This is a genomic window from Paenibacillus sp. FSL R5-0470, from assembly GCF_037975205.1.
Taxonomy (GTDB): domain Bacteria; phylum Bacillota; class Bacilli; order Paenibacillales; family Paenibacillaceae; genus Paenibacillus_AQ.
The window spans coordinates 5067157-5092651 of the sequence record NZ_CP150238.1 but is presented as its reverse complement, the minus strand read 5'-3'; the positions used below and the strand labels follow the sequence as shown (position 1 = coordinate 5092651).

Annotated in this window: 20 protein-coding genes; 19 read left to right on the top strand and 1 reads right to left on the bottom strand. The window is 44.3% G+C overall.

Annotated elements, in window-relative coordinates:
• The first annotated feature begins 81 nt into the window (after positions 1 to 81).
• From MKY99_RS22590 to MKY99_RS22530, 13 genes are all read left to right on the top strand, one after another.
• Positions 82 to 279, top strand: coding sequence for a hypothetical protein (locus MKY99_RS22590; RefSeq protein ID WP_076284709.1), 198 nt, complete (start codon positions 82 to 84; stop codon positions 277 to 279).
• Entirely contained in the window at positions 272 to 1534 is a 1263-nt protein-coding gene (locus MKY99_RS22585; RefSeq protein WP_339266459.1) for a DNA polymerase IV, read from the top strand. Before MKY99_RS22590 ends, MKY99_RS22585 begins: the two co-directional genes overlap by 8 nt.
• Positions 1531 to 2004, top strand: coding sequence for a hypothetical protein (locus tag MKY99_RS22580; protein WP_339266457.1), 474 nt, complete (start codon positions 1531 to 1533; stop codon positions 2002 to 2004). The genes MKY99_RS22585 and MKY99_RS22580 overlap by 4 nt, the downstream gene beginning before the upstream one ends.
• Positions 2005 to 2155: 151 nt before the next feature.
• The gene (locus MKY99_RS22575; RefSeq protein WP_339266455.1) at positions 2156 to 5086 is read left to right on the top strand and encodes an insulinase family protein; all 2931 of its coding nucleotides are present in this window, start codon (positions 2156 to 2158) and stop codon (positions 5084 to 5086) included.
• A gap of 258 nt (positions 5087 to 5344) precedes the next feature.
• Positions 5345 to 5776, top strand: a complete 432-nt coding sequence (locus MKY99_RS22570) for a MarR family transcriptional regulator (protein ID WP_042190718.1) — start codon at positions 5345 to 5347, stop codon at positions 5774 to 5776.
• Between the two features lie 18 nt (positions 5777 to 5794).
• Complete coding sequence (locus MKY99_RS22565; RefSeq protein ID WP_339266453.1) at positions 5795 to 7177, top strand: MATE family efflux transporter; 1383 nt, start codon at positions 5795 to 5797, stop codon at positions 7175 to 7177.
• Positions 7178 to 7470: 293 nt separating this feature from the next.
• Positions 7471 to 8370, top strand: a complete 900-nt coding sequence (locus MKY99_RS22560; RefSeq protein ID WP_042190714.1) for a sugar ABC transporter permease — start codon at positions 7471 to 7473, stop codon at positions 8368 to 8370.
• A gap of 63 nt (positions 8371 to 8433) precedes the next feature.
• On the top strand, positions 8434 to 9216 hold the full coding sequence (locus MKY99_RS22555) for a carbohydrate ABC transporter permease (RefSeq protein WP_042194330.1): 783 nt from the start codon (positions 8434 to 8436) through the stop codon (positions 9214 to 9216).
• A gap of 139 nt (positions 9217 to 9355) precedes the next feature.
• Complete coding sequence (locus tag MKY99_RS22550; protein WP_339266451.1) at positions 9356 to 10720, top strand: extracellular solute-binding protein; 1365 nt, start codon at positions 9356 to 9358, stop codon at positions 10718 to 10720.
• Positions 10721 to 10852: 132 nt separating this feature from the next.
• Positions 10853 to 12625, top strand: coding sequence for a sensor histidine kinase (locus tag MKY99_RS22545; RefSeq protein ID WP_339266449.1), 1773 nt, complete (start codon positions 10853 to 10855; stop codon positions 12623 to 12625).
• A complete protein-coding gene (locus MKY99_RS22540; RefSeq protein WP_339266447.1) occupies positions 12600 to 14198 on the top strand; it encodes a helix-turn-helix domain-containing protein in 1599 nt (532 codons plus the stop codon). The genes MKY99_RS22545 and MKY99_RS22540 overlap by 26 nt, the downstream gene beginning before the upstream one ends.
• A 24-nt stretch (positions 14199 to 14222) precedes the next feature.
• Complete coding sequence (locus MKY99_RS22535) at positions 14223 to 16088, top strand: DUF2264 domain-containing protein (RefSeq protein ID WP_339266445.1); 1866 nt, start codon at positions 14223 to 14225, stop codon at positions 16086 to 16088.
• Positions 16078 to 17193: a glycoside hydrolase family 88 protein gene (locus MKY99_RS22530; RefSeq protein ID WP_339266443.1), complete on the top strand. Its 1116-nt coding sequence runs from the start codon at positions 16078 to 16080 to the stop codon at positions 17191 to 17193. Before MKY99_RS22535 ends, MKY99_RS22530 begins: the two co-directional genes overlap by 11 nt.
• Positions 17194 to 17368: 175 nt before the next feature.
• Here MKY99_RS22530 and MKY99_RS22525 read toward each other — a convergent pair whose 3' ends face one another.
• On the bottom strand, positions 17369 to 18379 hold the full coding sequence (locus tag MKY99_RS22525; RefSeq protein ID WP_339266441.1) for a LacI family DNA-binding transcriptional regulator: 1011 nt from the start codon (positions 18377 to 18379) through the stop codon (positions 17369 to 17371).
• Between the two features lie 345 nt (positions 18380 to 18724).
• On the opposite strand from MKY99_RS22525, the gene MKY99_RS22520 reads away from it, so the two are divergent.
• The 6 genes from MKY99_RS22520 to MKY99_RS22495 all read left to right on the top strand — a co-directional run bounded on the left by MKY99_RS22520 (position 18725) and on the right by MKY99_RS22495 (position 25484).
• The gene (locus MKY99_RS22520; RefSeq protein WP_339266439.1) at positions 18725 to 20038 is read left to right on the top strand and encodes an ABC transporter substrate-binding protein; all 1314 of its coding nucleotides are present in this window, start codon (positions 18725 to 18727) and stop codon (positions 20036 to 20038) included.
• Between the two features lie 2 nt (positions 20039 to 20040).
• Positions 20041 to 20919, top strand: a complete 879-nt coding sequence (locus MKY99_RS22515; protein ID WP_179085781.1) for a sugar ABC transporter permease — start codon at positions 20041 to 20043, stop codon at positions 20917 to 20919.
• A complete protein-coding gene (locus MKY99_RS22510; protein ID WP_076284699.1) occupies positions 20906 to 21745 on the top strand; it encodes a carbohydrate ABC transporter permease in 840 nt (279 codons plus the stop codon). Before MKY99_RS22515 ends, MKY99_RS22510 begins: the two co-directional genes overlap by 14 nt.
• Positions 21746 to 21768: 23 nt before the next feature.
• Positions 21769 to 23424 (top strand): alpha-glucosidase, encoded by a 1656-nt coding sequence (locus MKY99_RS22505; protein ID WP_339266436.1) that lies wholly within the window; start codon positions 21769 to 21771, stop codon positions 23422 to 23424.
• Positions 23425 to 23486: 62 nt separating this feature from the next.
• Positions 23487 to 24386: a DUF1861 family protein gene (locus MKY99_RS22500; RefSeq protein ID WP_256716407.1), complete on the top strand. Its 900-nt coding sequence runs from the start codon at positions 23487 to 23489 to the stop codon at positions 24384 to 24386.
• 36 nt (positions 24387 to 24422) lie between these two features.
• A complete protein-coding gene (locus MKY99_RS22495) occupies positions 24423 to 25484 on the top strand; it encodes a glycoside hydrolase family 130 protein (RefSeq protein ID WP_339266434.1) in 1062 nt (353 codons plus the stop codon).
• Positions 25485 to 25495: the final 11 nt, after the last annotated feature.

Genomic DNA, 25495 nt, shown 5'->3' with positions numbered 1-25495 from the left:
ACCTCACCTTTTTTGTTGCTTAAAATTCCCGATTACGCATATAATACAAACAAGTGTTCTTATTTTTATGGAGGCGATCGCATGCAAATCAGCATCGGCCAAATAATTGAAATTATATATCAGGATAAGGCGAGAAATATCAGCCAGCGGAAAATTGAAATACACAGTATCCGTGACGGACGCATACGAGCAAGCTGTCTGACTACAGGAACGCCTCGCATGTTCTTGGCAGCAAATATTCTTTCATGGCAGCCCGTGCAGGAAAAGCGTCATGCCTAAGGAGCGTGTCATACTACTGTCTGACTGCCAGGCATTTTACGCCTCCGTGGAGAAAGCTGCCCACCCTGAATATCGAGATAAACCTGTTGCAGTGGGGGATCCAACAAGAATGAACGGTATTGTGTTGGCGGCCTGCCCGCTTGCAAAAGCGAAGGGGGTAACAACGGCTTCGCGTGTAGGTGAAGCTTTAGCAAAATGCCCAGAGCTAATCGTAATAAGGCCACGCATGGGGACTTACATTAAAGTATCACTCTTAATATCAGAGATTTACCGAACATATACCGATCTGGTAGAACCCTACAGTATCGATGAGCAGTTTCTGGATGTCACAGGATCTCTTGCGTATTTCGGAGGATCGCTGCAGGATATGATTCATAAAATTCAGCACCATGTTTTACTTTCGACGGGAGTCTGGACACGGGTAGGTATTGGATCTACTAAGGTTATGGCAAAGATGGCGACAGATAACTACGCCAAAAAGATGAAGGATGGGATCTATGAACTTTCTTTTGACCAATTAGAGACGACCCTTTGGAAACTTCCCGTGCAGGATATGTTTATGGTAGCGGCTAGAATGACCAAGAATTTTTGGCGTATGGGTATATCCACAATTGGAGATATTGCGCGAATGGAACTGTCAGAATTTAAGCGACGAATGCGAACTACCATGGGTAAGCAAAGTGATATTCAAGCGGAATATTATTGGCAAACTGCGCGCGGGCTAGATCCTAGTCCAGTGGTCACAGGAATGCGTCATCAAATCAAATCAGTGGGACATGGCAAGGCTTTGCGCTGGAATTTATACACCAGGCATACGGATATTGAGGTTGTGCTGCTTGAGCTCGTCATTGAAGTATGCCAGCGAGCCCGGCGGTATGGTTATATGGGATCGGTAGTATCTATTTCAGTTTTAGAGACGGACGGAGAGCGTTCAAATGCTTACGAGCGTCAGATGACATTGCCCGAACCCACATCACTAACACACGAAGTAGCTGTTGCTGCGCAAAAATTATTTGCAGACAACTGGTCGGGCCTTCCCATAGGTCGATTAGCGATTTCCTTGACTAACCTATCAGATGATAGCGTCATCCAACTTACACTCTTTGATGACAGGGTTCGGGCTTACAACAAAGAACGTGCAATCGATCAAATAAAAGCTCGTTATGGCAGTAAAGCTCTAATCAGAGCTTCATCTATGCTTGAATCCGGTGTTGCCCTAGAAAGAGCTGAACAGATTGGAGGTCACTATAAATGAGTAAACTTGAGGGTAATGAACGCTGGAAAACGAAAATGATCATGACCGAGCATGTTGAGCAGTACGAGGAACAGCAGCGTGAGAACCCAGATAAAATGATAACTGTGGAGGAACGTACGATGGTTCGAGATCTCATTTTGCTTCCTTATATAGATACTATGGTTAGCAAGAGCCTGAAAGAGATCGAGCCCTCCAGCAACATTCTTAAACGTGCCTATCTGATGGCTGGTCAAGCCATTCAACGCCGGATCATGCAGGATACTTATCGGCTGCAAAAAGAGCTGAAACAGCGGAATATCAGGGTGCTGGCAGATGAACAGGAGGAATTCTTGGTGTATTACAAAATCTTTTGCCGAGGATATCAGGAACGCTTTGGTTTAACTCGAGATGTTATGCGTACAGAGATAAGCTTAAGGTTGACTAAATACACAGCTGAACTCGGAGCAATATTAAAAGATCATTTGAAATAAAACAAGGCTTTGTCAGTAATTATACTGGCGTGGTCTTGTTTTATGTGAACCAGAAATTAATCCCGGAGACCTTCTACTGATGGAATAATCGCCCAGGGATATGATAAGCTCATGTAGAGTTATCATATCCCTAAACAGAGGAGGGAAATCTATGAGCCGTTTGATCACAGGGAACACTTATTATGGATTTCAGGTTGTTGATGAGGAATTTATCCCGGAGAACGAATCCAACGTATTCACGCTGGAACATCTGAAGAGCGGCGCCAGGCTGCTGTTCGTGCAGAATCAGGATGACAACAAGGTATTTAGTGTAAGCTTCAGGACCCCGCCTGAAGATAGTACGGGGGTCTTTCATATTTTGGAGCATTCCGTATTATGTGGTTCAGAGAAATATCCGGTCAAGGAACCTTTTGTAGAATTACTGAAAGGCTCGATGCAGACGTTCCTGAACGCATTTACGTTTGGGGATAAGACGATGTATCCAGTAGCGAGCCGGAACGATCAGGACTTCTCTAATTTGGTGGAGGTTTATCTGGATAGTGTTTTTCAACCGAATATTTATAAGCAACAAGAAATTTTTGAGCAAGAGGGCTGGCATTACGAGCTTCAGCATCCCGAAGATGAGTTAATCTATAAAGGCGTGGTTTACAACGAGATGAAAGGTTCATATTCCTCGCCGACTACGGTATTGATGGATAGAATCAAAAAGTCATTGTATCCGGACACGATTTACCGTCATTCTTCAGGTGGAGATCCACAGGAAATTCCTGCGCTAACCTATGAGCAGTTTCTCAAGGCGCACAGCAATTATTATCATCCGTCCAACAGTTATTTTTATCTCTACGGAGACGTTAATATTGAAGAAAAGCTGCAATTTATAGACCAGGAATATCTTGGGTCTTATGAACGAAATAGCTTCGATACTTCCATTGCGCTACAACAGCCCATTGGAATGACGGAGCTGGTAGCGGATTATCCGATTCTGGAAGCAGAAACAGCCACTGATAAGACTTATTTGAGTCTAAATTATGTGATTGGAACTTCTACTGATCGGGAACTGAACCTTGCTTTTGATATTTTAAAAAGCATGCTGATGGACAGCAACGCAGCTCCGCTCAAGCAAGCCTTGCTCGAAAGCGGACTTGGCAAAGACGCGTTTGCTTTTTACTCCGACAGTATGGTTCAACCGCTGCTTGGTATTACGCTGACGCATTCCAATGCCTCTTCCAAAGATGCCTTTGTGAAGCTGGTGAAGACTACATTAAAGCGTTTGGTCCAGGACGGACTAGATGAGAAGCTGGTGCTGGCAGCGGTCAACAGTAAGGAATTTGAACTGCGGGAAGCGGACTTTAACCAGTATCCGAAGGGTCTTACTTACAATATCGAAGTGATGAAGTCCTGGCTCTATGACGGTCAGCCGACTACTCACATGCGCTATGAAGAGGTGCTCACGGTCATTCGGGAAAAGCTTGCGGACCGTTATTTTGAGAAGCTGATTGAGGACTATTTGCTGAACAGTGATCATTGCAGTGTGGTGGTACTGAACCCGTCCAAGACGATCGCAGCGGAAAAGGAAGCATCCACTCAGCATCAATTGAGTCAATACAAAGCGTCACTGCAACCAGATCAGTTGGAGCAGCTTGTTCAGAGTACACAGCATCTTCTGGCGCGGCAGAGTCGTGCGGATGCAGCCGAAGATTTACAGAAGCTACCGAGCTTGTCTTTACAGGATATTAACCGCAGCGTAGAACCTCAGGTGCCGACCCATGAACAAATCTATGAGGGCATAAAGGTGGTCCACCATGAGGTAGCTACCCATAAGATTGCCTACTGCAAACTTTATTGGGATACGGGTGTTATAGCTCCTGAGCGAATCCCTTATTTAGTGCTGCTGGCAGAGGTATTAGGTCAAATGGAGACTGCGTCCTACAGCATCGAAGAGCTCACCAGTGAAATCGGGATCAAAACCGGGGGCATATATTTCAGGAATGAGCTCTATGGCGCTGCAAAAGCTACGGGGGCGAGCTATCAGCCTAAATTCTCTGCGCTGGTGAAGGTGATGGCGGGGCATATTGGTGAATCACTGGACCTGCTGCGAGAGATACTCTACACAAGTGCGCTCGACAATCTGACCAAGCTGCAGGAAATCGTCCGCCGGGAAGCCTCGCAGATGGAATCGATTCTGAATCAAAGAGGGAATGAGATTGCGGCCAGCCGCCTGATGTCCTATTTCTCGGATATGGGAGCTTATCAGGAACAACAGGGCGGTGTTACTTATTACCGCTTTATCCGCGAGCTTGCGGAGACGTTCGACCAACAGGGAGCTCAGGTGGCAGACACACTAAAGGGCATCTGTGGGGATTTGTTCAATAAAAACAATTTGATCATCAGCGTGACTGGTACGCCTGATTTGTATGAAGAATTCATAGCTAATGCAGCGAAGCTGGGTATCCAGGATCGGCCAGTAGTAAATAGGCCTAAGATTACGGCACAGGGACATGCGGACAATGAAGGATTCATGTCTTCCAGCCAGGTGCAATATGTGGTTAAGGGATACGACTTCACTAAGCTAGGATTCACATATTCAGGCAAAATGCAGGTGCTCAAGAAAATCATGAGCCTTACCTATCTGTGGAATGCCGTACGTGTGAAGGGCGGTGCGTATGGCGGAAACCTGGTTCTGCGCAGAGATGGGATAATGATGTTCACCTCCTACCGTGATCCGAATTTGCAGGAGACACTGGAGGTTTATGATCAGGCTTATCGATTTGTTGAGGGGTATGAAGCAGATCCCGATGAGATGACCAAAGCGATCATTGGCACCTTATCTATGCTGGATCAGCCTCTTAGTCCCAGCGCACAGGGACGGCGGGCGGACCGACATTATTTTGAACAGGTGACAGAGGCCGAACTGCAGCGAGAGCGGGATGAAATCTTGTCGACAACACCAGAAGATATCAGACAGTACACCGATTTACTTAAGGCTGTGACGGAACAGAACTATTTCACGGTGGTCGGCAATGCTTCAAAGCTGAAATCGAAAACCGCTTTATTCGGAAAGCTGGAAGAACTTGTGAAGTAAGTTTCTCTAATCGCTCCTTTTCAGTATATGTCTACGGGCATGTGCTGGAGAGGGGCTTTTTTTAATAAGGTGAACTAAAAAAACATTCTACAAAGGAACAGCGGCCGGAAGTCCAAACATTCACCGCAGTCATGTACTTACCTTAAAGGAAGAATAAAATCAGTTTATTTACTTAGAATATTGACAGTTAGAGTTCTAACTATTATGATAATGATGTTACTTAGAGTTCTAACTAATACGAATGCGGAGGAAATAACAATGAGCAAACCCGTTGAAAATACACCATTTTCTAATTTGATTCGAGAGATCGGGATGAAACTAAAAAGTACAGCTGACGCCAGGCTGAATGAGCTAGGGCTGAATTCACAGCAAGGACGCATGATCGGTTATATTTTTGAGCATCAAGAAAAAGGTGTGATTCAAAAGGATTTGGCGGAAGTCTTTAATAGAAAAGGGGCGAGTATCACCAGCATGCTTCAAGGGTTAGAAAAGAAAGGCTATATCAAGCGTGTCACACCTGAAAATGATGAACGGCAGAAGAGCATTTTTGTTTTGGAAAAGGGCGCTCTTTTGGTCGAGGAGTTCAATGAGATTTTCTCAGGGGTAGAAGCAAGCATTACAAAAGCACTCAGTCCGGAAGAAACAGCAAACTTAAAGTCTTTACTGCAAAAGGTTAATTCAAGTCTATAAACGTTCGGAGGGTTAATCATGGAAACAGAAGTCTCCAATCAATATTATTTAGAATCGGCGCCGATCAAGAAGGCAATTGCTCATTTATCCATTCCTATGATGATCGGGATGTCTGTTGGTACCATCTATAATGTAATCAATGCTTATTTCATTGGCTTACTCCACAATACTAGTATGCTGACTGCCATTACGCTGGGTCTACCCATTTTCACAGTCCTTATGGCCTTTGGGAATATGCTTGGCGTAGGTGGCGGAACATTTATTACAAGGCTCGCGGGGCAAAAGGATACGGACAAGGGAAAGAAGGTTGCCGGATACACTTTTTATGGAAGCATTATAGTGGGTATTCTTATTGCTCTAATAGCGATGTTAGCGATTGATCCAATTACGCGATTACTAGGCGCAGATGCTGCTACTCTAGACTTTACTAAGGCTTATGCTTTGACCCTTTTTGCCGGTGGATTTGCCATTGTGCTTAATTTTGCCTTGGAACAGCTAGTCCGTTCCGAAGGTGCCTCCAAAGAATCGATGTACGGTATCTTTATTAGTACGGCTTTAAGTTTAATTTTTGATCCACTCTTTATTCTTGTGCTGAAATGGCATGTGGCAGGTGCTGCGTTGGCGATGGTTTTAGCGAATGTGGGTTCCGCGATTTATTATGTCTATTTTTTAGAAACGAAAAGTGAGCATCTAAGAGGATTTTTGAAGCATTTCAAGATATCTGTTCGAGATCAATTAGAAGTATACAAAATAGGTGTATCGGAGTTATTACAATTCAGTTTTGTGATTGTGAGCACGCTTTTGTTAAATAACTTCGCGATTCAATATGGAGAAAATGTGGTTGCCGGATTTGGTGTGGCCTTAAGAATTGTGCAAGTTCCGGAGTTCTTATCAATGGGCCTATTCTTAGGTTTGATTCCGCTATTTGCGTTTAACTTTGCTAGTCAAAATATGGCGAGACTTAAATCAACGATTAAACATGCTTTTGCCTATATCGGAGGTATTGCTTTTGTCTTTGTAGGTCTAGTGTTTCTGTTTAGAGGAACGATCCTGCACTTCTTCTCGAATGACCCTTCAGTGTTAAGTATGGGAACTTATATTTTGGTAGCCATGCTGATTTCTGCTTTATTTAATGGATTTACAGGTTTGTTTATGAGTATTTTTCAAGCGACAGGACAGGGAGTACCAACCAACATTATGGCCATCACACAAGGCGTATTGTTTATCCCTATGATTATCGTGTTACATTCTGTTTTTGGACTTCATGGCGTGATCTGGTCAATGACCATAACAGAAGTTATAACGAGCTTAATGGGCGTCATCTTGTTTATGATTTTTAGTAAGAAGCTGAAAAGCACGGGTGGGGATGGAAAAGGTGTTGTAGAGGTTGCGTCCGTGTAAAACGATCTTTACTTTACTTGGAAAAATAGAAATGTAGTGGATGGCGGGAGCTTGGCTCGCGCTTTTTTTGCAAATATATGAAAGTATAAGTTTTACAATATACTTTATGTCTTATATTTCTCGCATAAACGCCTTTGGCGTCCTTATAAGGACGCCAAAGGCGTTTATACTTGGTTGTCTAGAAAACTTCGCAACTAAAGGATCGGTAAAATTAGTTCCAAAATGAACAATTCTAGTTCTTATGATTACGGCTTACTTTTTCTACAATTATGGATAAGTAAAGGAGGAGAACTATGATACGAAAATTTCATCTTAAAATGGATACGCGCGAAGCAATCGCTGGGTATTTATTCGTCGCTCCACTGATGTTGGGGCTGATCATCTTGACGTTGATCCCAGTGCTGGGCTCACTGCTGTTAAGCTTCACGAACTGGAACTTTGTGGCTGGGTTAGGGGGGATTAAGTTCGCGGGCGTGGATAATTTCATAAGACTGTTTCATGATGATGCTTTTATGAAAAGCTTGCTGAACAATCTGCTCTTTATTATCACAGTACCGGTTACGATCATCGTTGCTCTGCTGTTAGCGATCCTGATTGATAAACAGGTGTTCCTGAAGGACTTGTTTAAAGTGATTTACTTCCTTCCCTACATCTCCAGTGTAGTTGCCATCGCTATGGTTTGGCAGGTAATGTTTCATCCCTCACTAGGACCTGTCAATCAATTCCTGATGTCACTGGGGTGGAGTAATCCGCCAAAATGGTTAGCTGATATCCATTATGCTTTACCGTCGCTTATGTTGATCCAGATTTGGATTCAGCTCGGGTACAACATTATTATTTTTATCGCTGGGTTACAGAGTATTCCAAAGGACCTTTATGAAGCAGCTGATATTGATGGGGCCAATAGCTGGCGGAAATTCCGTAATATCACGGTTCCCTGTATTTCGCCAACTACCTTTTTCCTGCTGGTTACAGGGGTCATTGGTTCATTTAAAATCTTCGATCTGATCCAAGTGCTGACACAGGGTGGACCGGCCAACTCCACGACCGTTATCGTTTATGAGCTATATGACACTGCCTTCAATCAATTGAAGACGGGTTATGCCTCAAGCATGGCACTTGTCCTGTTCCTCATCTGCCTGATCATTACAGCCCTGCAGATGTTAGCGCAAAAAAAATGGGTCAATTATTAAAGGCAGAAAGGAGAAATTACAGTGAGAAAAGAGCTTCTATCCAGAACGTTCTGGACAATCGCAATGGGACTGCTAGGTATCGCATTTCTTTTACCGTTTCTATGGATGTTATCCACTTCCTTTAAACTGGAGAAAGATGTGTTTGATTTTCCGATACAATGGCTGCCACAGCAGTGGAACCTCATTGAGAATTATAAACAGGTTTGGTCAGGTGATTTCGCTCGTTATTACGGAAATTCCATTTATATTACGCTGGCAACGACTATAATTAATGTGCTGATATGCGCACTGGCTGCTTATGGGTTCTCCAAGCTGCGTTTTCCGGGTAGAGATGCGATGTTTGTAGTTGTATTGGCCCTTTACATGGTTCCTCCGCAGGCTTCGCTGGTTCCACAGTTTCTACTATTTAACTGGCTGAATCTGATTGATACGCATTTAGGATTGATCTTAATTAACAGCTTTAGTATTATCGGTGCGTTTATGCTCAAGCAATTTTTTATGGGGGTAAACAACGAGTATCTTGAATCGGCGCGGATGGATGGAGCAGGTCATTTTCGTTCTTTTCTACAAATTGCATTTCCGCTGATCCGTCCCGCTGTAGCTACTTACGCTATTCTGCGTTTTATCTGGACCTGGAACGACTATCAGTATCCACTCATTTTTTTGAAATCTAAAGAGCTGTTTACTATTCAGTTAGGTATTCGGTTGTTTGGGGACCAATACGGGGATGTTTATTCCCTCATGATGGCTGGTGCGGTATCTGCAATTCTGCCACTGCTGATTATTTTTGCTCTCGGTCAGAAGCAGGTTATTGAGGGAATTGCCCTCGGAGGCGTGAAAGGATAATAAAAGTCAAAATAGTTTCTCTTCGGTAGAATATGAGAACTTTCCTCGTCTATCCTGCATGTTAGGATGTTCTTGTAAGCAGTTACATAGCTTTGGCTGTAAAGCGAGGTATACCCAACACATTTATAGGAGGGTCTATATGAAAAAGAAATTATTATCCGTGCTTATGATCACATCTATGGCGTTGTCATTGGCCGCTTGCGGTGGAAATGCGAAAACAAATAATGCAGGAGCAACAGATGCGCCTGATGCTGGTGGAAATAAGGAGCCTGCAGCAGAGAAGGTTACGCTGAAGCTGAGTACCTGGCAGACGGAAGCCAAAGCGAAGTGGAGCACGATTATCGCAGAGTTTGAGAAGGCGCATCCCGACATTCATGTAGAAGTGGATCTACTGAATGAAAAAGGCGATTCTGTAGCCTCTATGCAGAAGCTGGATTTGATGGCCGCTGCAAGTGACCCGCTGGATATTGTCGAACTGCCGTATACCAACTATTCGCAGCGTGCAGATATCGGTGTGTTAGCACCGATGGACGAATATATTCAGAAAGAAGGGTATAAGCTCTCCGATGAATATCTAGTGGACACTACGGTCAATGGCAAAGTCTATGCGTTACCGTCATCTATGCAGCGCTGGTTCGTGCTTCTTAACAAAGAAATGCTAGATGAGGCTGGTCTGCCGGTTCCGACCGATTGGACTTGGGCGGATTTCGAAGAGTATGCCAAGAAATTGACCAAGGGTGAGGGCGCAACGAAGCGTTTTGGCGCATATCTGCACAATTGGCCAGATTATTTCCAACTCCAGCTGATGAGTAAACCTGAGGATAATACTTTTCTAAAATCTGACGGAACCTCCAATGCTCTGGACCCGCAATTTAAGGCTAATCTGCAGATGATGAAGAAAATGATGTACGAAGATAAGAGTGCTACTCCTTACGAGGATATTATTTCGCAGAAGCTTGCCTACCGGAATCAGTATTTTAATGGTTTAGCAGCGATGCTTCCGATGGGTGACTGGATGGTTGCGGAATCGGGTGGTACGGATGCCATTCCAGCAACCTTCGTTACCGCGTTTGCGCCGATCCCTCGACTGGATAGTGAGAGCAAACATTACTCACCTGTTCAGCCAACCTATATGGGGATCGCTGCTAAATCCAAGCATAAGGAAGCTGCTTACACCTTTGTACGCTGGTATACCTCAGAAGGACTGGAAATTGGCGGACGTGTCTTCTCTGGCTGGGCGAAATCGGATACGAACAAATTGGTGGATACGATTGTGAGTGGTTCTAAGGATTCATCTATGATTGATGTTGATTCCCTGAAATATACGATGGAGAATTCGGCACCTGGTGCGACGCAAGTTCCGGCTAAATATGCGGATGAAGCTAAGAACAACGTTATTCCAGAAGCGGAAATGTATCTCCTTGGCCAACAGGATCTGGATGTCACAGTTGCCAATATCGATAAGAAAATTTCGGAAGTCGTTCAGAACAACAGCGGAAAGTAGGCGGAGACTGATTGTACGCTTCCCCAAGGGGGCTTATAATGTGGGGGCAGGAAAGCATTTCTGCCTCCTGCTCCAAATTTAAAACAGATATGGGGCCTGTCATCCGTGTTTAGAAAGCATCAATCACTTCGAATGAAACTTGTCTGGTCTTCAATGATTTGCGTACTGATCCCGCTAGTCTGCATTTACATGGTTACAGATTATTTAACCCGGGATCTGATTCTGGAGAAGGCCGTTGGCAGCGCAAGAGAATCTCTCAATGCGTCCAGTGCCAATATGAATGCCATTTTTGAACAAACGCTGGAGCAGTCCAATTTTGTGCTTCAGAACAGCGAAATCAGGCAGATGATGTCTGCTGTTCCAGAGTCGCTCCATTCAGCGAAAGAGATCATCCAGTATAACCGTATGTCGCGGATGCTGGATGATATGTTCGTTCTTTCAGAGTATTTGAAAGTGACGCTGATCGGTAAGAATGGATTTATTTATACGAGTTATCCTTATAGCGACTTTAATCCGAAAACCTTTTATAGCGAGCGTTGGATGTCACTATTGAAACAAACTCAGCCGATTTCGACTTTCTGGAGAGCGGAGCACGACACCTACTACAACTATTCTGATAAGGGCTCAGCCAATTGGGTAACTATTGCGAGACCTATACAATCGACCTCCAGCAGCACGATCGGATATATGATTATTAACATCAATGAGCGTAAACTCCGCCCTTATCTGAACAATGACAATGGCAAAGAGATGATGCTTTTGGATGACAAGGGAACTGTAGTCTCACATGCTGATCCAGCCCGAATTGGTGAAACAATGACGTGGTGGAAAAAGGAAGGCCGGCTTGATACTGTCCAGATCAGTGGGGAGAAATTTTTGTATGTTGACCAGGAGCTGAGCAGCAACAGATGGCAGATGGTGAGCATTATCCCTATGAAGGCGGCATTGTCAAAGAATAAACAGATTTTATTTATCAGCTTAGCCGTGCAAATTCTATTCTTTACCTTCTTTTCCGTTCTCTTAACCGTTCTAATCTCTAAGTTGACTCAGCCCATCGTGAAATTAAGTGCTTTTGTAAAGCGAATAGGTCGTGGTCAACTGGATGAACGTTCGTTAATCCGTGGGAATAATGAGGCGGCACAGCTGGCCCGTACCATCGACCAAATGCTAGATCGAATCGAGTCCATGATTGAACAAATCACCTATGAGCAAACAGGGAAAAGAAAAGCTGAACTGGAAATGCTGCAGGCACAGATCAATCCGCACTTTATGTTTAATCTGTTGAATTCGATCCGGTTAAATATTCTGATGCAAGGAGACAAGGAGAACGCCGAGTTGATTGGTTCGTTGTCGTCTTTGCTCCGTATGACCTTTAACAGAGACAATGAGTTTATCCCGCTTCGTGAGGAGACAGATACGATATCTCATTATGTGACTTTGATGAATTTTCGTCATGCCAATCAGGTCAGGCTGGAAATGAATTTAGCAGACGGAACTGCTGAAGCACTGGTGCCTCGGTTTATGATTCAGCCTATGATCGAGAATGCCATCATCCATGGTTTCGAGCAGTTTGGTGGTGAGATCTTTATTGAAGCTCGTATTATTGCAACTACAGGAACCTTGGTTATCACCATTAAGGATAATGGTATCGGAATGTCACAGGAGAATTTAAAAAGACTTCGTGAAACCGCATACAGTAGTGAGCAAATTGCAGAAGAGGACAGAAAAGGATTCTCCGGCATAGGCTTACGTAATGTGGCCCAACGCCTCAGTATGATTTATGGTGCTTCATTTAAGTTGAATATATCAAGCGAACCTGATGTGGGTACGGAGATTTGTTTGGAGTTTCCACTGAACTACGGAAAGGTGGGTATAGAGAATGCTGACGGCAATTTTGGTGGATGATGACTATCCGGTTATCCGTTATTTGTCGCAGGCCGTGTCATGGAGTGAGCTCGGGATTGAACTCACCGGATGTTATTATAGCGGTCTTGAGGCTTGGGAAAAAGCACGGCAGAATCCACCGGATCTAATTATCACCGATATTGGTATGCCTAAGATGAACGGACTGGAGATGCTTGAGAAATTCAGAGCGATGAAGCCCGGGATTCGTGCGATTATTCTGTCCTGCCACAACGAGTTCAAATACGCTCAGCAGGCGCTGAAATTAAACGTAGGAGAATATATTTTAAAAGAATCACTGAATATCGAGCAGCTGGAACATGCACTCAGAACACTTGTGAAGGAAGTGGGTCTGAACAGGCAGCAGCATACCGAGATGCAGGTATATAAGCAAAAGCAATCACAAAACCGTGCTGCGCTAAAAGAAAAGTTTCTAAAAGATACGTTATACCAATCTTGGGACAAGGTAGCTTGGATCGAGCAAGCCCGGTCAAACGGAATTATGATCCATGCCAAGACCTACATTCCAATGCTTATAGTGATTGACCGTCCAGAGGAAGCCTCACGGGTGCGCCGTATGAGTGAATATACGATTTCTTTTGCCGTCGAGAATATTATGCAGGAAGTGCTTGAGACTGATCACAGTTTATTTATTTCGAGATACAGCCATAAGGAGATTGTTATTCTTTTCTGCAGCGACCAGTCTTCCAGAGACCACCAAGCGATCTATCATTCCATTCAAAATGCAGCCTCTGCAGTACAGAAATATCTCAAGCTGTCTGTCTCCTGCATATTTGGTGCTGAGGCGCGCAGTCCTGAGGAAATTCGCGGAACACTGCAGCGGATGCTAAAGGAGAAGATCCAGCGGTTTTATTTTCCGGCGGCGGGCATTCACCGTTTTGAAGAGATTAGCTTTTCGCGGGATGATATTTATGCCGAATATGGAAGTCTGTACGCTGTTATTAATGATGATATTGCCTTGAATAGGGAAACAGAGCTTCGTGTTCATGTAAAGGAATGGCGAGAATGGGTGGCAATGCAAAAGTTTCATCCAAATGAAGTTAAGGAATGTGTTCTCCGGTTGCTGATGGACTTGCAATTGAAGACGAAACAGCTGCTGCAGTCTCCATTGCCTATGGCCGATGAAAAGCTGTTTAGCGTGGTGAGTGACATTGATACCCTCGAGCATTTGGAAGAGTGGCTAGTTCAGTACTTGGAAGAATTAGTGCGGAAAATAAGTATATTCTCTATCAAGTCTAAACGCAGCGAGGTTATTAAAGCCCAGCAGTTCGTGATCAGTCATGTAACGGAGAAAATAACGCTGGAGGACATGGCTGGACGCCTGAACTTGAATGCCAGCTATTTCAGCCGCTTGTTCAAACGGGAAACAAACCAGAATTTCATCGAATATGTAAATATGCTAAAGCTTCAGAAGGCAAAAGAGCTGCTTAATCAGTCTGGAAAGACTGTGGAAGAGATCTCCGAGTATCTGGGATATGCCAACAAAAGTTATTTTATCAAGCTGTTTAAACGGGAAATGGGCATGAGGCCTAGTGAATATGCGGCTTGGCATTAAGTTTGGATTGGAGGAACCATTACTGTGGAACTGAAGGGTACTAAAAATGAATTACAAATGTTCTTAAATGACCTATATGCTCCGCTGGATAGTCGATTTACTTCTGGATGTGCAGGAATCGATATGGGAGCTACAGGATCAATATACAATGAAGCTACCGCACTTATGGAAGCCTTCGCTCGTCCGTTATGGGGGCTTGTTCCCCATGCCAGCGGGGGAGGGGAGAGTGCGCTTTGGCCGAAGTTCCTCGAGGGGATCGTCAATGGGACTGACCCTGAACATGAAGAATACTGGGGTGAATTCTCAACCAAAGACCAGCGTATGGTGGAACAGGCTGTGCTGGGACTGGGGCTTGCTCTTGCGCCGCATAAGCTGTGGGAGCCGCTGAGTGATGTTCAGAAAATGCAGGTATATAACTGGTTGAACCAGATCAATCATGTGGATCGTTCGAACCCGAATAACTGGCTGATGTTCACGGTTCTTGTGAATGTGGGCTTTAAGAAAGTCGGATTGCCCTACGATCAAGAGATAATGAATCATTATTTGGAGAAGATAGATACCTACTACTTGAGTGATGGCTGGTATTCCGATGGGCTGACCGATCAGAGAGACTATTATATTGCTTTTGCTATGCATTATTATACGCTGATATATGCTAAATTGATGGCGGATGATGATCCTCAGAGGGCTGCAGTTTACCGGGAAAGATCCGCGCGATTTGCCAAAGATTTTATGTATTGGTTTGCTGAGGACGGAAGTGCGATTCCTTTCGGGCGTAGTCTGACCTATCGTTTTGCGCAGGTCTCTTTCTGGAGTGCACTGGTGTATGCCGAGGTCCTTCCTTTTTCATATGGCGTTCTCAAAGGAATTATAATGCGTCATTTTCGTTGGTGGTTTGAGAAGCCTATTATGGGAATAGACGGATTACTAAGTATAGGATATGCGTACCCGAATCTGGTAATGACGGAGAACTACAATGCCCCCGGATCACCGTATTGGGCCTTTAAAGCTATGCTTATTCTTGCCTTGCCGGACGATCATCCTTTTTGGCAAGCGGAAGAAGAACCACTGCCTGTATTGAAAGATCAACTGCCGCTTCAAGAGGCGCGTATGCTGGTGAGTCGTCCAGAAGGAAATAAGCATGTTATTGCCTATACCTCTGGTCAGATGGCTAACTTTGATATGGCCCATAGCGCAGCTAAATATTCCAAGTTTGCTTACTCCACGCTGTTCGGATTCAGTGTGCCGAAGGCGGGTTATGGCTTAGTTCAAGGCGCTTACGACTCTACATTAGCATTGTGTGAATGCGATGAACATTACCGGGTACGCAGATTCTGCGAGACGTGGGAAATTGGAGAGAATTATGTATATTCACGCTGGCATCCCTGGAGCGATGTACATGTGAAGACATGGATTATTCCAGCGGGTCTGTGGCATGTCCGTATTCACAGCATTCACAGCGCCCGGTGTCTCGACGTAGCGGAGGGTGGATTTGCCATTGGCCAGTCTGCTGGTTTCTCACGCAGTGACCGGGAAACCATTCATGTATCTAACACTGCTGTCTCGGTGCAATTGCCTTGGGGAATCAGTGCCATACATATGCTAAGCGGTTTTGACCGGGGAGAATGCGTGCTACCCGAACCGAATACTAATCTGCTGAAGCCTCGGACGTTTCTTCCGAGTTTGATCTCCAGATTGGAGCCGGGAGATCAGGTACTGATATCTGCTGTCTTTGGAGCAACGAATACTCCGGAGAATCAGGCCAGTCTGGCTTCGCCGCCGCTTATTCAGTGGCAGTCAGACGGAAGGATTGCTGTATACGATCCTAGTAACGATGCACTTTTGCATACTGTTGATTTATTGGAAAGGAGCAACAAAGATGTGGACTAAGGCCATTGAGGATGCAATTCACAAAATTGGGAGTAACATTACTAACCATCCGGGCAAACTGCCTCATATCGCTGAGGGGCAACAATACGAATGGGGAGACAATGACGATTGGATAGAGGGGTTCTATGTTGGCATGATGTGGCTTGCTTATGAATATAGCAAAGATTCATTCTATAAGGAGGCGGCAGCTTCTTGGTTAGGAGACTTTAAGCATCGTCTGGATCATCACATCGCCCTGGACCATCATGATATTGGCTTTTTGTACTCACTGACTGCAGTAGCAGAGTGGAAAATAACAGGCAGCGAAGAAGCCCGAGCTGTCGGTCTACAGGCTGCGGATGCACTATGCAAGCGCTGGCGTGAAAACGCTGGAATCCTCCAGGCCTGGGGTTTAGAGAGTGACCCCGAGAATGGGGGACGTATCATTATTGACTGCTTGATGAATTTGCCTCTGCTGTTCTGGGCTGCGGAGGAAACGGGGGACAATCGCTATTATGATATAGCACTCGAACATGCGTTAAAGAGCCGGAAATTTCTTGTGCGTGGGGATGCTTCCTCTTATCATACTTTTTACTTTGATCCAGCTACAGGAAGTGCAATTCGTGGAGGAACACATCAAGGCTATGAGGATGGATCGACCTGGACACGTGGTCAAGCGTGGGGAATATACGGATTTGCCCTGGCTTATCGTTATACACGAGAGGAAGACTTTCTTAATACCTCTAAAAGCCTGGCTCATTATTTTATAAGCCATCTTCCGGAGGATAGTGTGGCTTATTGGGATTTCGATGTGCATGTGGAAGCGGGGACCCCTCGTGACAGCTCAGCTTCTGCGATCGCGGCTTCCGGCCTCTTGGAACTGCTGGACATTCTGGACGCAGATGACCCGGACCGGGCTATTTATGAAGAGGCACTACTCCGCAGCATGAAATCTCTGGTGGAACATTATGCGACATCTGGAGATCCAGAGGCGGAGGGACTTCTAAAGCATGGTTCCTATCATGTCAGAGGTGGACGTGTGCCTGATGGCCATATGATTTGGGGAGACTATTATTATTTGGAAGCGCTGATCCGCATGCAGACCGGAATCCGAGGATATTGGTAGTAGGGTGAATGGAACAACGGTCCATTCACGTAGTGATCACAACGAGCGTCAACATACATCCTAATCTGAAAGTAAAGGGAGAGTTCCACAGCCATTTCATGGCTCGTGTGACCCTCCCTTTTTGTGATGTGCGTGTATTTATTCTCCATACAACATTCCTGTCTATATGAACTGATTATGTATTTGGATGTTGTGTGGATTCCCGAATGATTAGATTGGTAGGAAGGAGAACTTCTATAAAAGGCTCCTCGGGATGATCAATGCGCCAGAAGAGTTGTTCTATAGCTTTTCGTCCAAAGTAAGACAAATCTACATCCATCGTTGTAGTCAAAGGAGTTGTTATCCGTGATAACTGTCCATTATCAAAGCTCACAATAGATACATCTTGGGGGATCTGATACCCAAGCTTGTACATCACGGAATTGATCAAGAACCCAAAGCCATCATTGACACAGAACCAAGCCGTAGGCTGCTTATCCAACTTTTGTACAGCGTTGAACACATCATCCATTTCTTCAATGGCACGATCGAACACCCATATTGGATTGTATTCAATTGCAGATTGGTATAGAGCCAGGCGATAACCTTCTAAACGCTCGTAATAGCTTGGTGAGAATTGAATATTGCCGATGAAGCCAATACGGCTATGTCCCAATTCAATTAAATGCTGCACCGCTGTATAAGCGGCATAACGATTATTGGTGAGAATACTATCGGCCTTAAGATCAGGGTGATGGTGATCAATTAACACGGTGGGAATCCCTGTGTCCGTCACTGCTTGAATATATGGGGTCGTAATATGGGACAGAATCAAGATTCCTTCTACGGAAGGATCAAATAATATAGGAGGCAGAATCAATTGTTCGGAAGCGTGATGATCAATAGATTGAATAACCATACGCTTATTTCGCTTCGCTGCTTCCTTCTCAATACTCAAATAAATTTCTCCAAAAAAGTTACGTTTGGAAAATGCAAATTCTGATGCCAAAATGACAAAGGTTCCAGCTTCTTCTTCTGTGCTTTTGCGCCCTCGCGAATAGGTGTAACCCATTTCATTCGCAGTATCGATAATTAATTGTCTCGTTTCCTCACTCACACCGTCTTTACCGGACAGAGCCTGAGAAACAGAGTTCTTCGATATATTCAATCGATCGGCGATATCTTGCATTGTTACCTTCACCTTCATGCGAAGATACGTCCTTTCTAATTAGAAGTGTAATGAATATTCTTCCATACTGTCTCTCATAATACTAAAGATTATGCTGTAAAACTACATTACAACTATAAATTATTTTAACATTACAAACTATTTAAGTAAAGTTAATTTGTAATGTGATTAATTGTGTCTTTTTCATTAATACTCGAATAACAGGTTGACATTTTCGCTGAAAACTATAATAATAGCAATTGTAACGCTTACAAAGTCGCTTACAGGTATATATTCATCTAATTTTGTAACGTTACAAAACTATATCTAGGAATTACAAAATGCTGCACTGATGTGCATCGATACTCAGGGAGGGTTTATTTTATGAAGAAGAAGCTTTCAGTAATGCTTGCACTTACGCTTGTATTCACGATTCTTGCCGGTTGTGGATCAAAGAGCAGTAATTCAGGCACGTCAGCAGATGGAGTAACAACTATTGAGTTCTGGGCTGCACCTAACCCGACTCAACAAGCATATTGGCAGAAAATCGCCAAAGAGTATGAGACTGTTAACCCTAAGGTGAAAATTAACGTAAGTGCCATCAAGGAGTCCCCTACTTCTGAGGCAAGTATCCAAGCCGCAATCGCAGGTGGAAGCGCTCCGACGATGACTGAGAATATTAGCCGTGGTTTTGCAGCACAACTTGCGAACAGCAAGGCGTTAGTTCCATTGGATACGATTGCTGGCTTCAATGATATTGTGACAAAACGTAATATGACCAAAACGATTGAGCCTTGGGAATTTGCCGATGGCCATCAATATGTTCTTCCAATCTACTCCAATGCAATGTTGTTCGGATGGAGAACGGATATTTTGAAAGAAGCTGGTGTGAACGAAGTTCCAAGAACATACAGTGAAGTGATTGAGGCAACGAAAAAATTAAAAGCAAAATACCCGGATAAATATCTTTGGGCGAAACCTGACTTAGCAGACCCTACCTCTTGGAAAAGATGGTTCGACTTCTTTATGCTGTACAATGCCGCTTCAGATGGCAACAAATTCATTGAAGGCAGCCAGTTTGTTGGCGATGAAAAAGCTGGTGTAGACGTTCTTACTTTCGTGGACAATCTTCGTAAGGAGAAAGGGCTGCTGTCTCAGAATGTAACAGAACCTTTTGAAAATGGAGTGGGCGTATTTACGGATGTAGGACCTTGGACATTCAGCACATGGGCTGAGAAATATCCAGAGCTTCAGTACAAGGAGAACTTTGAAGTAACATTGCCTCCTGTACCTGACGGTATGGATCCAGCGAATGCAAAAACATTTGCGGATGCTAAAGGAATTGTTATCTATGCATCGGCAAGTCCAGAGCAACAAGCTGCTGCAATAGAATTCATCAAGTGGGTATATTCGGATGACCAAAACGATGTTGCCTTTTTCCAAGAAACAAACTTGCCTCCAGCACGTGATGATGTAGGTACAAATGAAGTGTTTAAACCAGTATTTGAAAAAACGCCTGTATTGCAAGAGTATGCAAAAGCAATCCCGAATGCTGTTCCATCCATGGACAATCCAAAATTCAACGAATTGCAAACCTTTATTGGTCAAGAGGCCTTTAACAAAATCGTTCGTGGTGAGATTGATCCAAAAACGGGTTGGGACAATATGAAGAAGGCGATTGAAGGGGAACTTCAATAATGATTGAAAAAAATAATAATCGGTTAGGCTGGCTTTTTGCCAGCCCTTACCTTATTTTTTCGACTGTGTTTTTCTTGGGCCCGCTTATTTGGTCTCTATATTTGTCTTTTACTAACTGGGACTTGATTTCACCAACTTATGATTTTGTAGGGTTCAAGAACTTTACCAAAGCATTAGGCACACCAGGGGTAAGATCGGCATTTTGGGTAACGTACAAATTTATGATCGTATTTGTACCGATTGTCACAGCCATGTCGCTTTTTGTAGCGGTAATTGTAAAAGGCTTACCTAAATTAAAAACCGTATTTCTTATTGGATTCTTCTTGCCTTACCTATCCTCAGGGGTTGTTGCATCCCTTATTGTTAAAGGCTTTTTGTCACATACAAGTCCTGTTCAGACGTTTCTAAGGGATCGGTTAGGTCTTGATATTGATTGGCTCGGCGGATCTTTCTCGGCATTGTTCGTCGTTGCGATGATTATGGCTTGGAAATTTACAGGTTACTATGCGTTAATTCTTACTTCAGGTTTAGAAAGCATTGATCAGGAAGTATATGAAGCAGCGGCAATTGATGGCGTGAAGGACAGCCAAAGGTTCTGGAGAATTACGTTACCTTTGCTTTACCCTGCGATTTATACAACCTTAATTTTATCCTTTGGTGCAACATTCGGTATCTTTACTGAGGTCTACCAATTAACAGGCGGCGGACCGAACTATGCAACGAATACATGGCAAATGGAAATATACAGTCAAGCATTTAAGAACCTGCAGGCAGGTTACGCATCAGCTATCGCGATTATGGCTGCGGTTGCGACATTTATATCTATATTCGTAATCCGAAAAATTCTGGAAATGTGGGGTAAGCGCAATGGTTGGGTCTAATTCAAACATCAAGCTCCGGCTGTCGATCCGCTATCTGATTGCGATCGTACTGCTCGTGATTATGGTATTCCCCTATTTATATATGGTATTGAACTCACTTGCAGATTGGTCACAGGTAGACCGGAAGCTGATACCGACGAAATTTACGCTGCGCTCGTATCAATGGCTCTTTACAGGTGGTGAGACCGGGATTACAAGACCATGGATTCACGCCTTCTTTAACAGTGTGTTCGTTTCCCTGGTATCTACAGCCTTAATGATGATGTTCGCGATTATGGTCGCTTATGCGTTGGCGAAGCTGAAATTCCGCGGGAGAGACTCTATTAACAACTTTGTGTTGTTTCATATGTTCTTTCCGGCAATCATTCTGATCATCCCTAACTTTTTGATTATTCAAAAAGTAGGATTGTTCGATACGTATTGGGCGCTCATTATTCCCAAGGCAATGAGTTTATGGGGGATCTTCATGTACACCAACTTCTTTAAGGCGGTACCCGATGCCTTCATTGAAGCCGCCAAGCTGGATGGGGCATCCGATTTCAAAATCCTGTATAAGATTATGATGCCGATGTCGAAGTCCATTACGACCGTTGTATTCCTATTCCTTTTAATGGAACGCTGGACAGAGCTCTTATGGGATATGATCGTTGTCCGAAGTGACGGCATGTTAACATTGAACGTTTTATTATCTCAGATGTTCGGTCCGTATCAATCGTATCCGGGTCCGATGTATGCCGGTGCAGTGATGCTCACCTTGCCAATCATTATTTTGTTCATTATTTTCGGCAAGAAGTTCCAGGAAGGCATGCAATTTAACTTGAAATAGGTCTGCACAGGAGGGGTTATCGGTTGGAACAGCCGTGGTGGAAAGGGACGGTATTCTATGAAGTGTATATGCCAAGCTTCTGTGATAGTAACGGGGATGGGATTGGTGATTTCGGCGGTCTTACTTCCAAGCTGGATTATTTGCGGGAACTTGGTATCGGAGGGATTTGGCTGACGCCGTTCTATAAGTCTCCAAAAGTAGATAACGGGTATGACATTGCAGATTATTGTCAGATTGATCCAGACTTTGGAACGATGGAAGATTTCGAACGGTTTATTCAGGAAGCGAAGGCTCGCGGGATCAGAGTGATTGCCGATCTTGTCCTGAATCATACGTCTTCAGAGCATGCATGGTTCAAGGAATCCCGATCTTCAAGGACGAACCCGAAGCGGGATTGGTACATTTGGAAGGACGCTGTGAACGGCAGCGTACCTAATAACTGGGAATCGTTTTTTGGTGGAACCGCGTGGGAATGGGATGCTGCAACAGAACAGTATTACTATCATGGGTTTGCGAAAGAACAGGTCGATTTGAACTGGGCGAATCCCGAAGTTAAAGAAGCGATGAAGGATGTTATGGCTTATTGGCTGGGCAAAGGCGTAAGTGGCTTCCGGTTAGATGTTATCAACTTCTTATCGGTGTCCGATCAATTCCCGGATAACCCGATGGATGAAGTAACGGGTGAGCAGAAGCATGTACATGATCAGAATCAAGATGGAATTATGGATGCCATCGAGGAGATTAGCAGGTTTGTTCATGCGCATAGCGGAATGTTCATGGTAGGTGAAGTCGGCTCTGAAGATATGGATATGCTGAAGCGTTACAGCGGAACGGGTAAGTTTGATGTGGTCTTTAACTTTAATCTGGGAAGCCAGAAGGAATTTAGTCCAGAGAATTTGTTCGCCGAGCTTAAGACGATGGAGAAGGTGCACCGTGCAGATCAGGTTCCAACGTTATTCTTCGGTAGTCATGATATGGACCGCGTAATTTCGCGTTTTGGTGAAGGGGACGCGGAGATTGAGGAAGAACGGGCCCGCCTTATGGCAACGCTGGCCTTGACCGCAAAAGGGGTACCTTTCTTATATTTCGGTGAAGAGATTGGGATGCGGAATTTCGTAGCCCATAAGCTGGAAGATATGCGGGACATCCAAGGATTGAAGGCATATGAAATCGCACTACAGCGGGGGATAACCCGGGCGGAAGCCCTGAAAATTGCGAATGCAAAGGGAAGAGATGCGTCTCGCTCACCAATGCAATGGGACGCAAGTCCACATGGCGGGTTTACGTCAGGAACACCATGGATTGGCATGGGCCCAAATTATCAGCAATTAAACGTGGAGTTCGAATGCAATCAACCGAATTCATTATTACATTATTATAAAAAGCTTCTCCACTTGCGCAATACACAGGATGTATTTCAATTCGGGGATTATGACGTACTGGAACGCAGAGGCAATCTTATTTTATATGTAAGAACATTGAAAGAAACCAATACCAGAGCGCTCGTAGCCTTGAATTACGATAATCAGAGCATACAGATTGATCCTAGTGAGCTGCTGGATGGGCAAGCAACTAATATATTATCAAGCCGCCGAGACATAGTGAGCGGTACAGACTTGGTAACTCTGTTGCCGAATGAAGCCGCAATATGGATGCGTGCGCCGCTATTATTTGACTAGAGAGGAACTTTATTATTATGAAACTGCTCAAGAATGCTGTGAAGACATGTGAACAACTGCTCATGGAATACGCGATGAAAGACGTATCCGTAACCAATACACAGAAATTAACATTCACAGGTGTAGATCATAAAGATGTCTACAATATTACAGCTCCATTCCAAGATGAGGGTGAGTGGGTGATTGCGGGTCGGGTTGAATCCCGTGACAGCGAGCATTCCGATGTCGTTTTTTTTGTCGAACGTGATGGACAATGGGTACCCCGTGAAGGAGCGCCTACCCTTGAACTTCAAGATCCTTTTTTCACGAAAATTAATGGCGAATTGATAGTTGGAGGCGTTCAAATTTATCCACATCCAGTAAAGGCTGATGCCTTAATGTGGCGTACAGTATTCTACCGCGGGAAGAACATCGCGAGCTTAGAACCCTTCTTTAAAGGACCGGATGGCATGAAAGATCTACGCCTAGTGGATCTGAAAGATAGCATCGGAGTACTGACCCGCCCTCAAGGAGATAAAGGAGGACGCGGTAAAATCGGCTTTACCCGCATTGCATCGTTAGAAGCGTTATCCATTCCATTGATCGAAGAAACACCGTTATTGGATGGACAGTTTGTTGATGAAGAGTGGGGCGGTGCGAATGAAGCACACTTGCTAAAGAACGGACTGCTCGGTGTTCTTGGGCATATCGCATCTTTTGATGATTCGGGCGATCGTCACTATTACCCGATGGTATTCGCTATCGATCCGGCAACAGGTGAGTACTCGGATATTCAATTAATCGCTGTACGCAATCAGTTCTTGCCAGGCGTTGCCAAACGTCCTGATTTGGAGGATGTCGTGTTCAGCGGCGGGCTCGTACGTCATGAGGACGGTACAGCTAACATATATGCAGGAATCAGCGATGCGGAAGCACAACGAGCAACAATCCCTGATCCTTTTGCTCAATTTGAAATTTTATAAGTATGAAATCCATTTGGTTAAGGGAGTTATTACAACATGAAAATCTATCGTTATGAACAAAATCCACTTATTACACCGGCTGACGTTAAGCCGTATCACGATGACTTTGAAGTGATTGGTGCATTTAATGCCGGTATTGCTAGCTATAATGGTGAAATATTAATGTTTCTCCGTGTAGCAGAACGCCCAATTAGTAAGGATCCAAAAATTGTGAAAGCTCCGATTTATAATCCGGAGACCAATGAATTGGATATTTTGGATCTGAATACAGATGATGAGCGCTTCGACTTCTCTGATCCGCGTGTGATTAAGAATAAATCCGCTAGTGCTACATTTCAGTACTTGACTTCATTATCTTATATCCGAATCGCTCGAAGTAAGGATGGACATCATTTTACGGTGGATGAGAAGCCATTTGTGTACCCTTCCAATTCACTGGAGACCTTCGGGGTAGAAGATCCTCGGGTAACCCAAATTGGGGATACCTACTATATTTATTTCTCGGCAGTCTCCCCTGTGGGCGTTGGAGAATCGCTGGTATCAACTAAAGATTTCGTGAATGTAACTCACCACGGCATGATCTTTGGGCCGGATAATAAAGACGTATTGATTTTCCCAGAGAAAATTAACGGCAAATATTATGCATTGCACCGTCCAACAACGAAAAGTACGGGAGATCCGGAAATATGGATCGCAGAATCGGACAACTTATTATATTGGGGTAACCATAAGCATCTGATCGGTTTGCGTGAGGGGATGTGGGATAGCGGCCGGATTGGCGGCGGTGCGGTTCCATTCAAGACCGATAAAGGCTGGCTGGAGCTGTATCACGGAGCCACGCTGGAACATCGTTATTGCATGGGAGCAGTCTTGTTAGATCTAAATGATCCCTCGAAGGTGATTGCGCGCTCCAATGCTCCTATCATGGAGCCGGAAGCGGATTATGAGAAGAACGGATTCTTCGGCGATGTTGTATTCTCTTGCGGTGCACTCGTGGAAGGCGATGTTGTTAAAATGTATTACGGAGTCGCGGATACATCAATGGCTTGCGCAGAACTTAGTGTACAAGAAATTTTAGATAGCTTGATATACGTATAACAATAAAACGT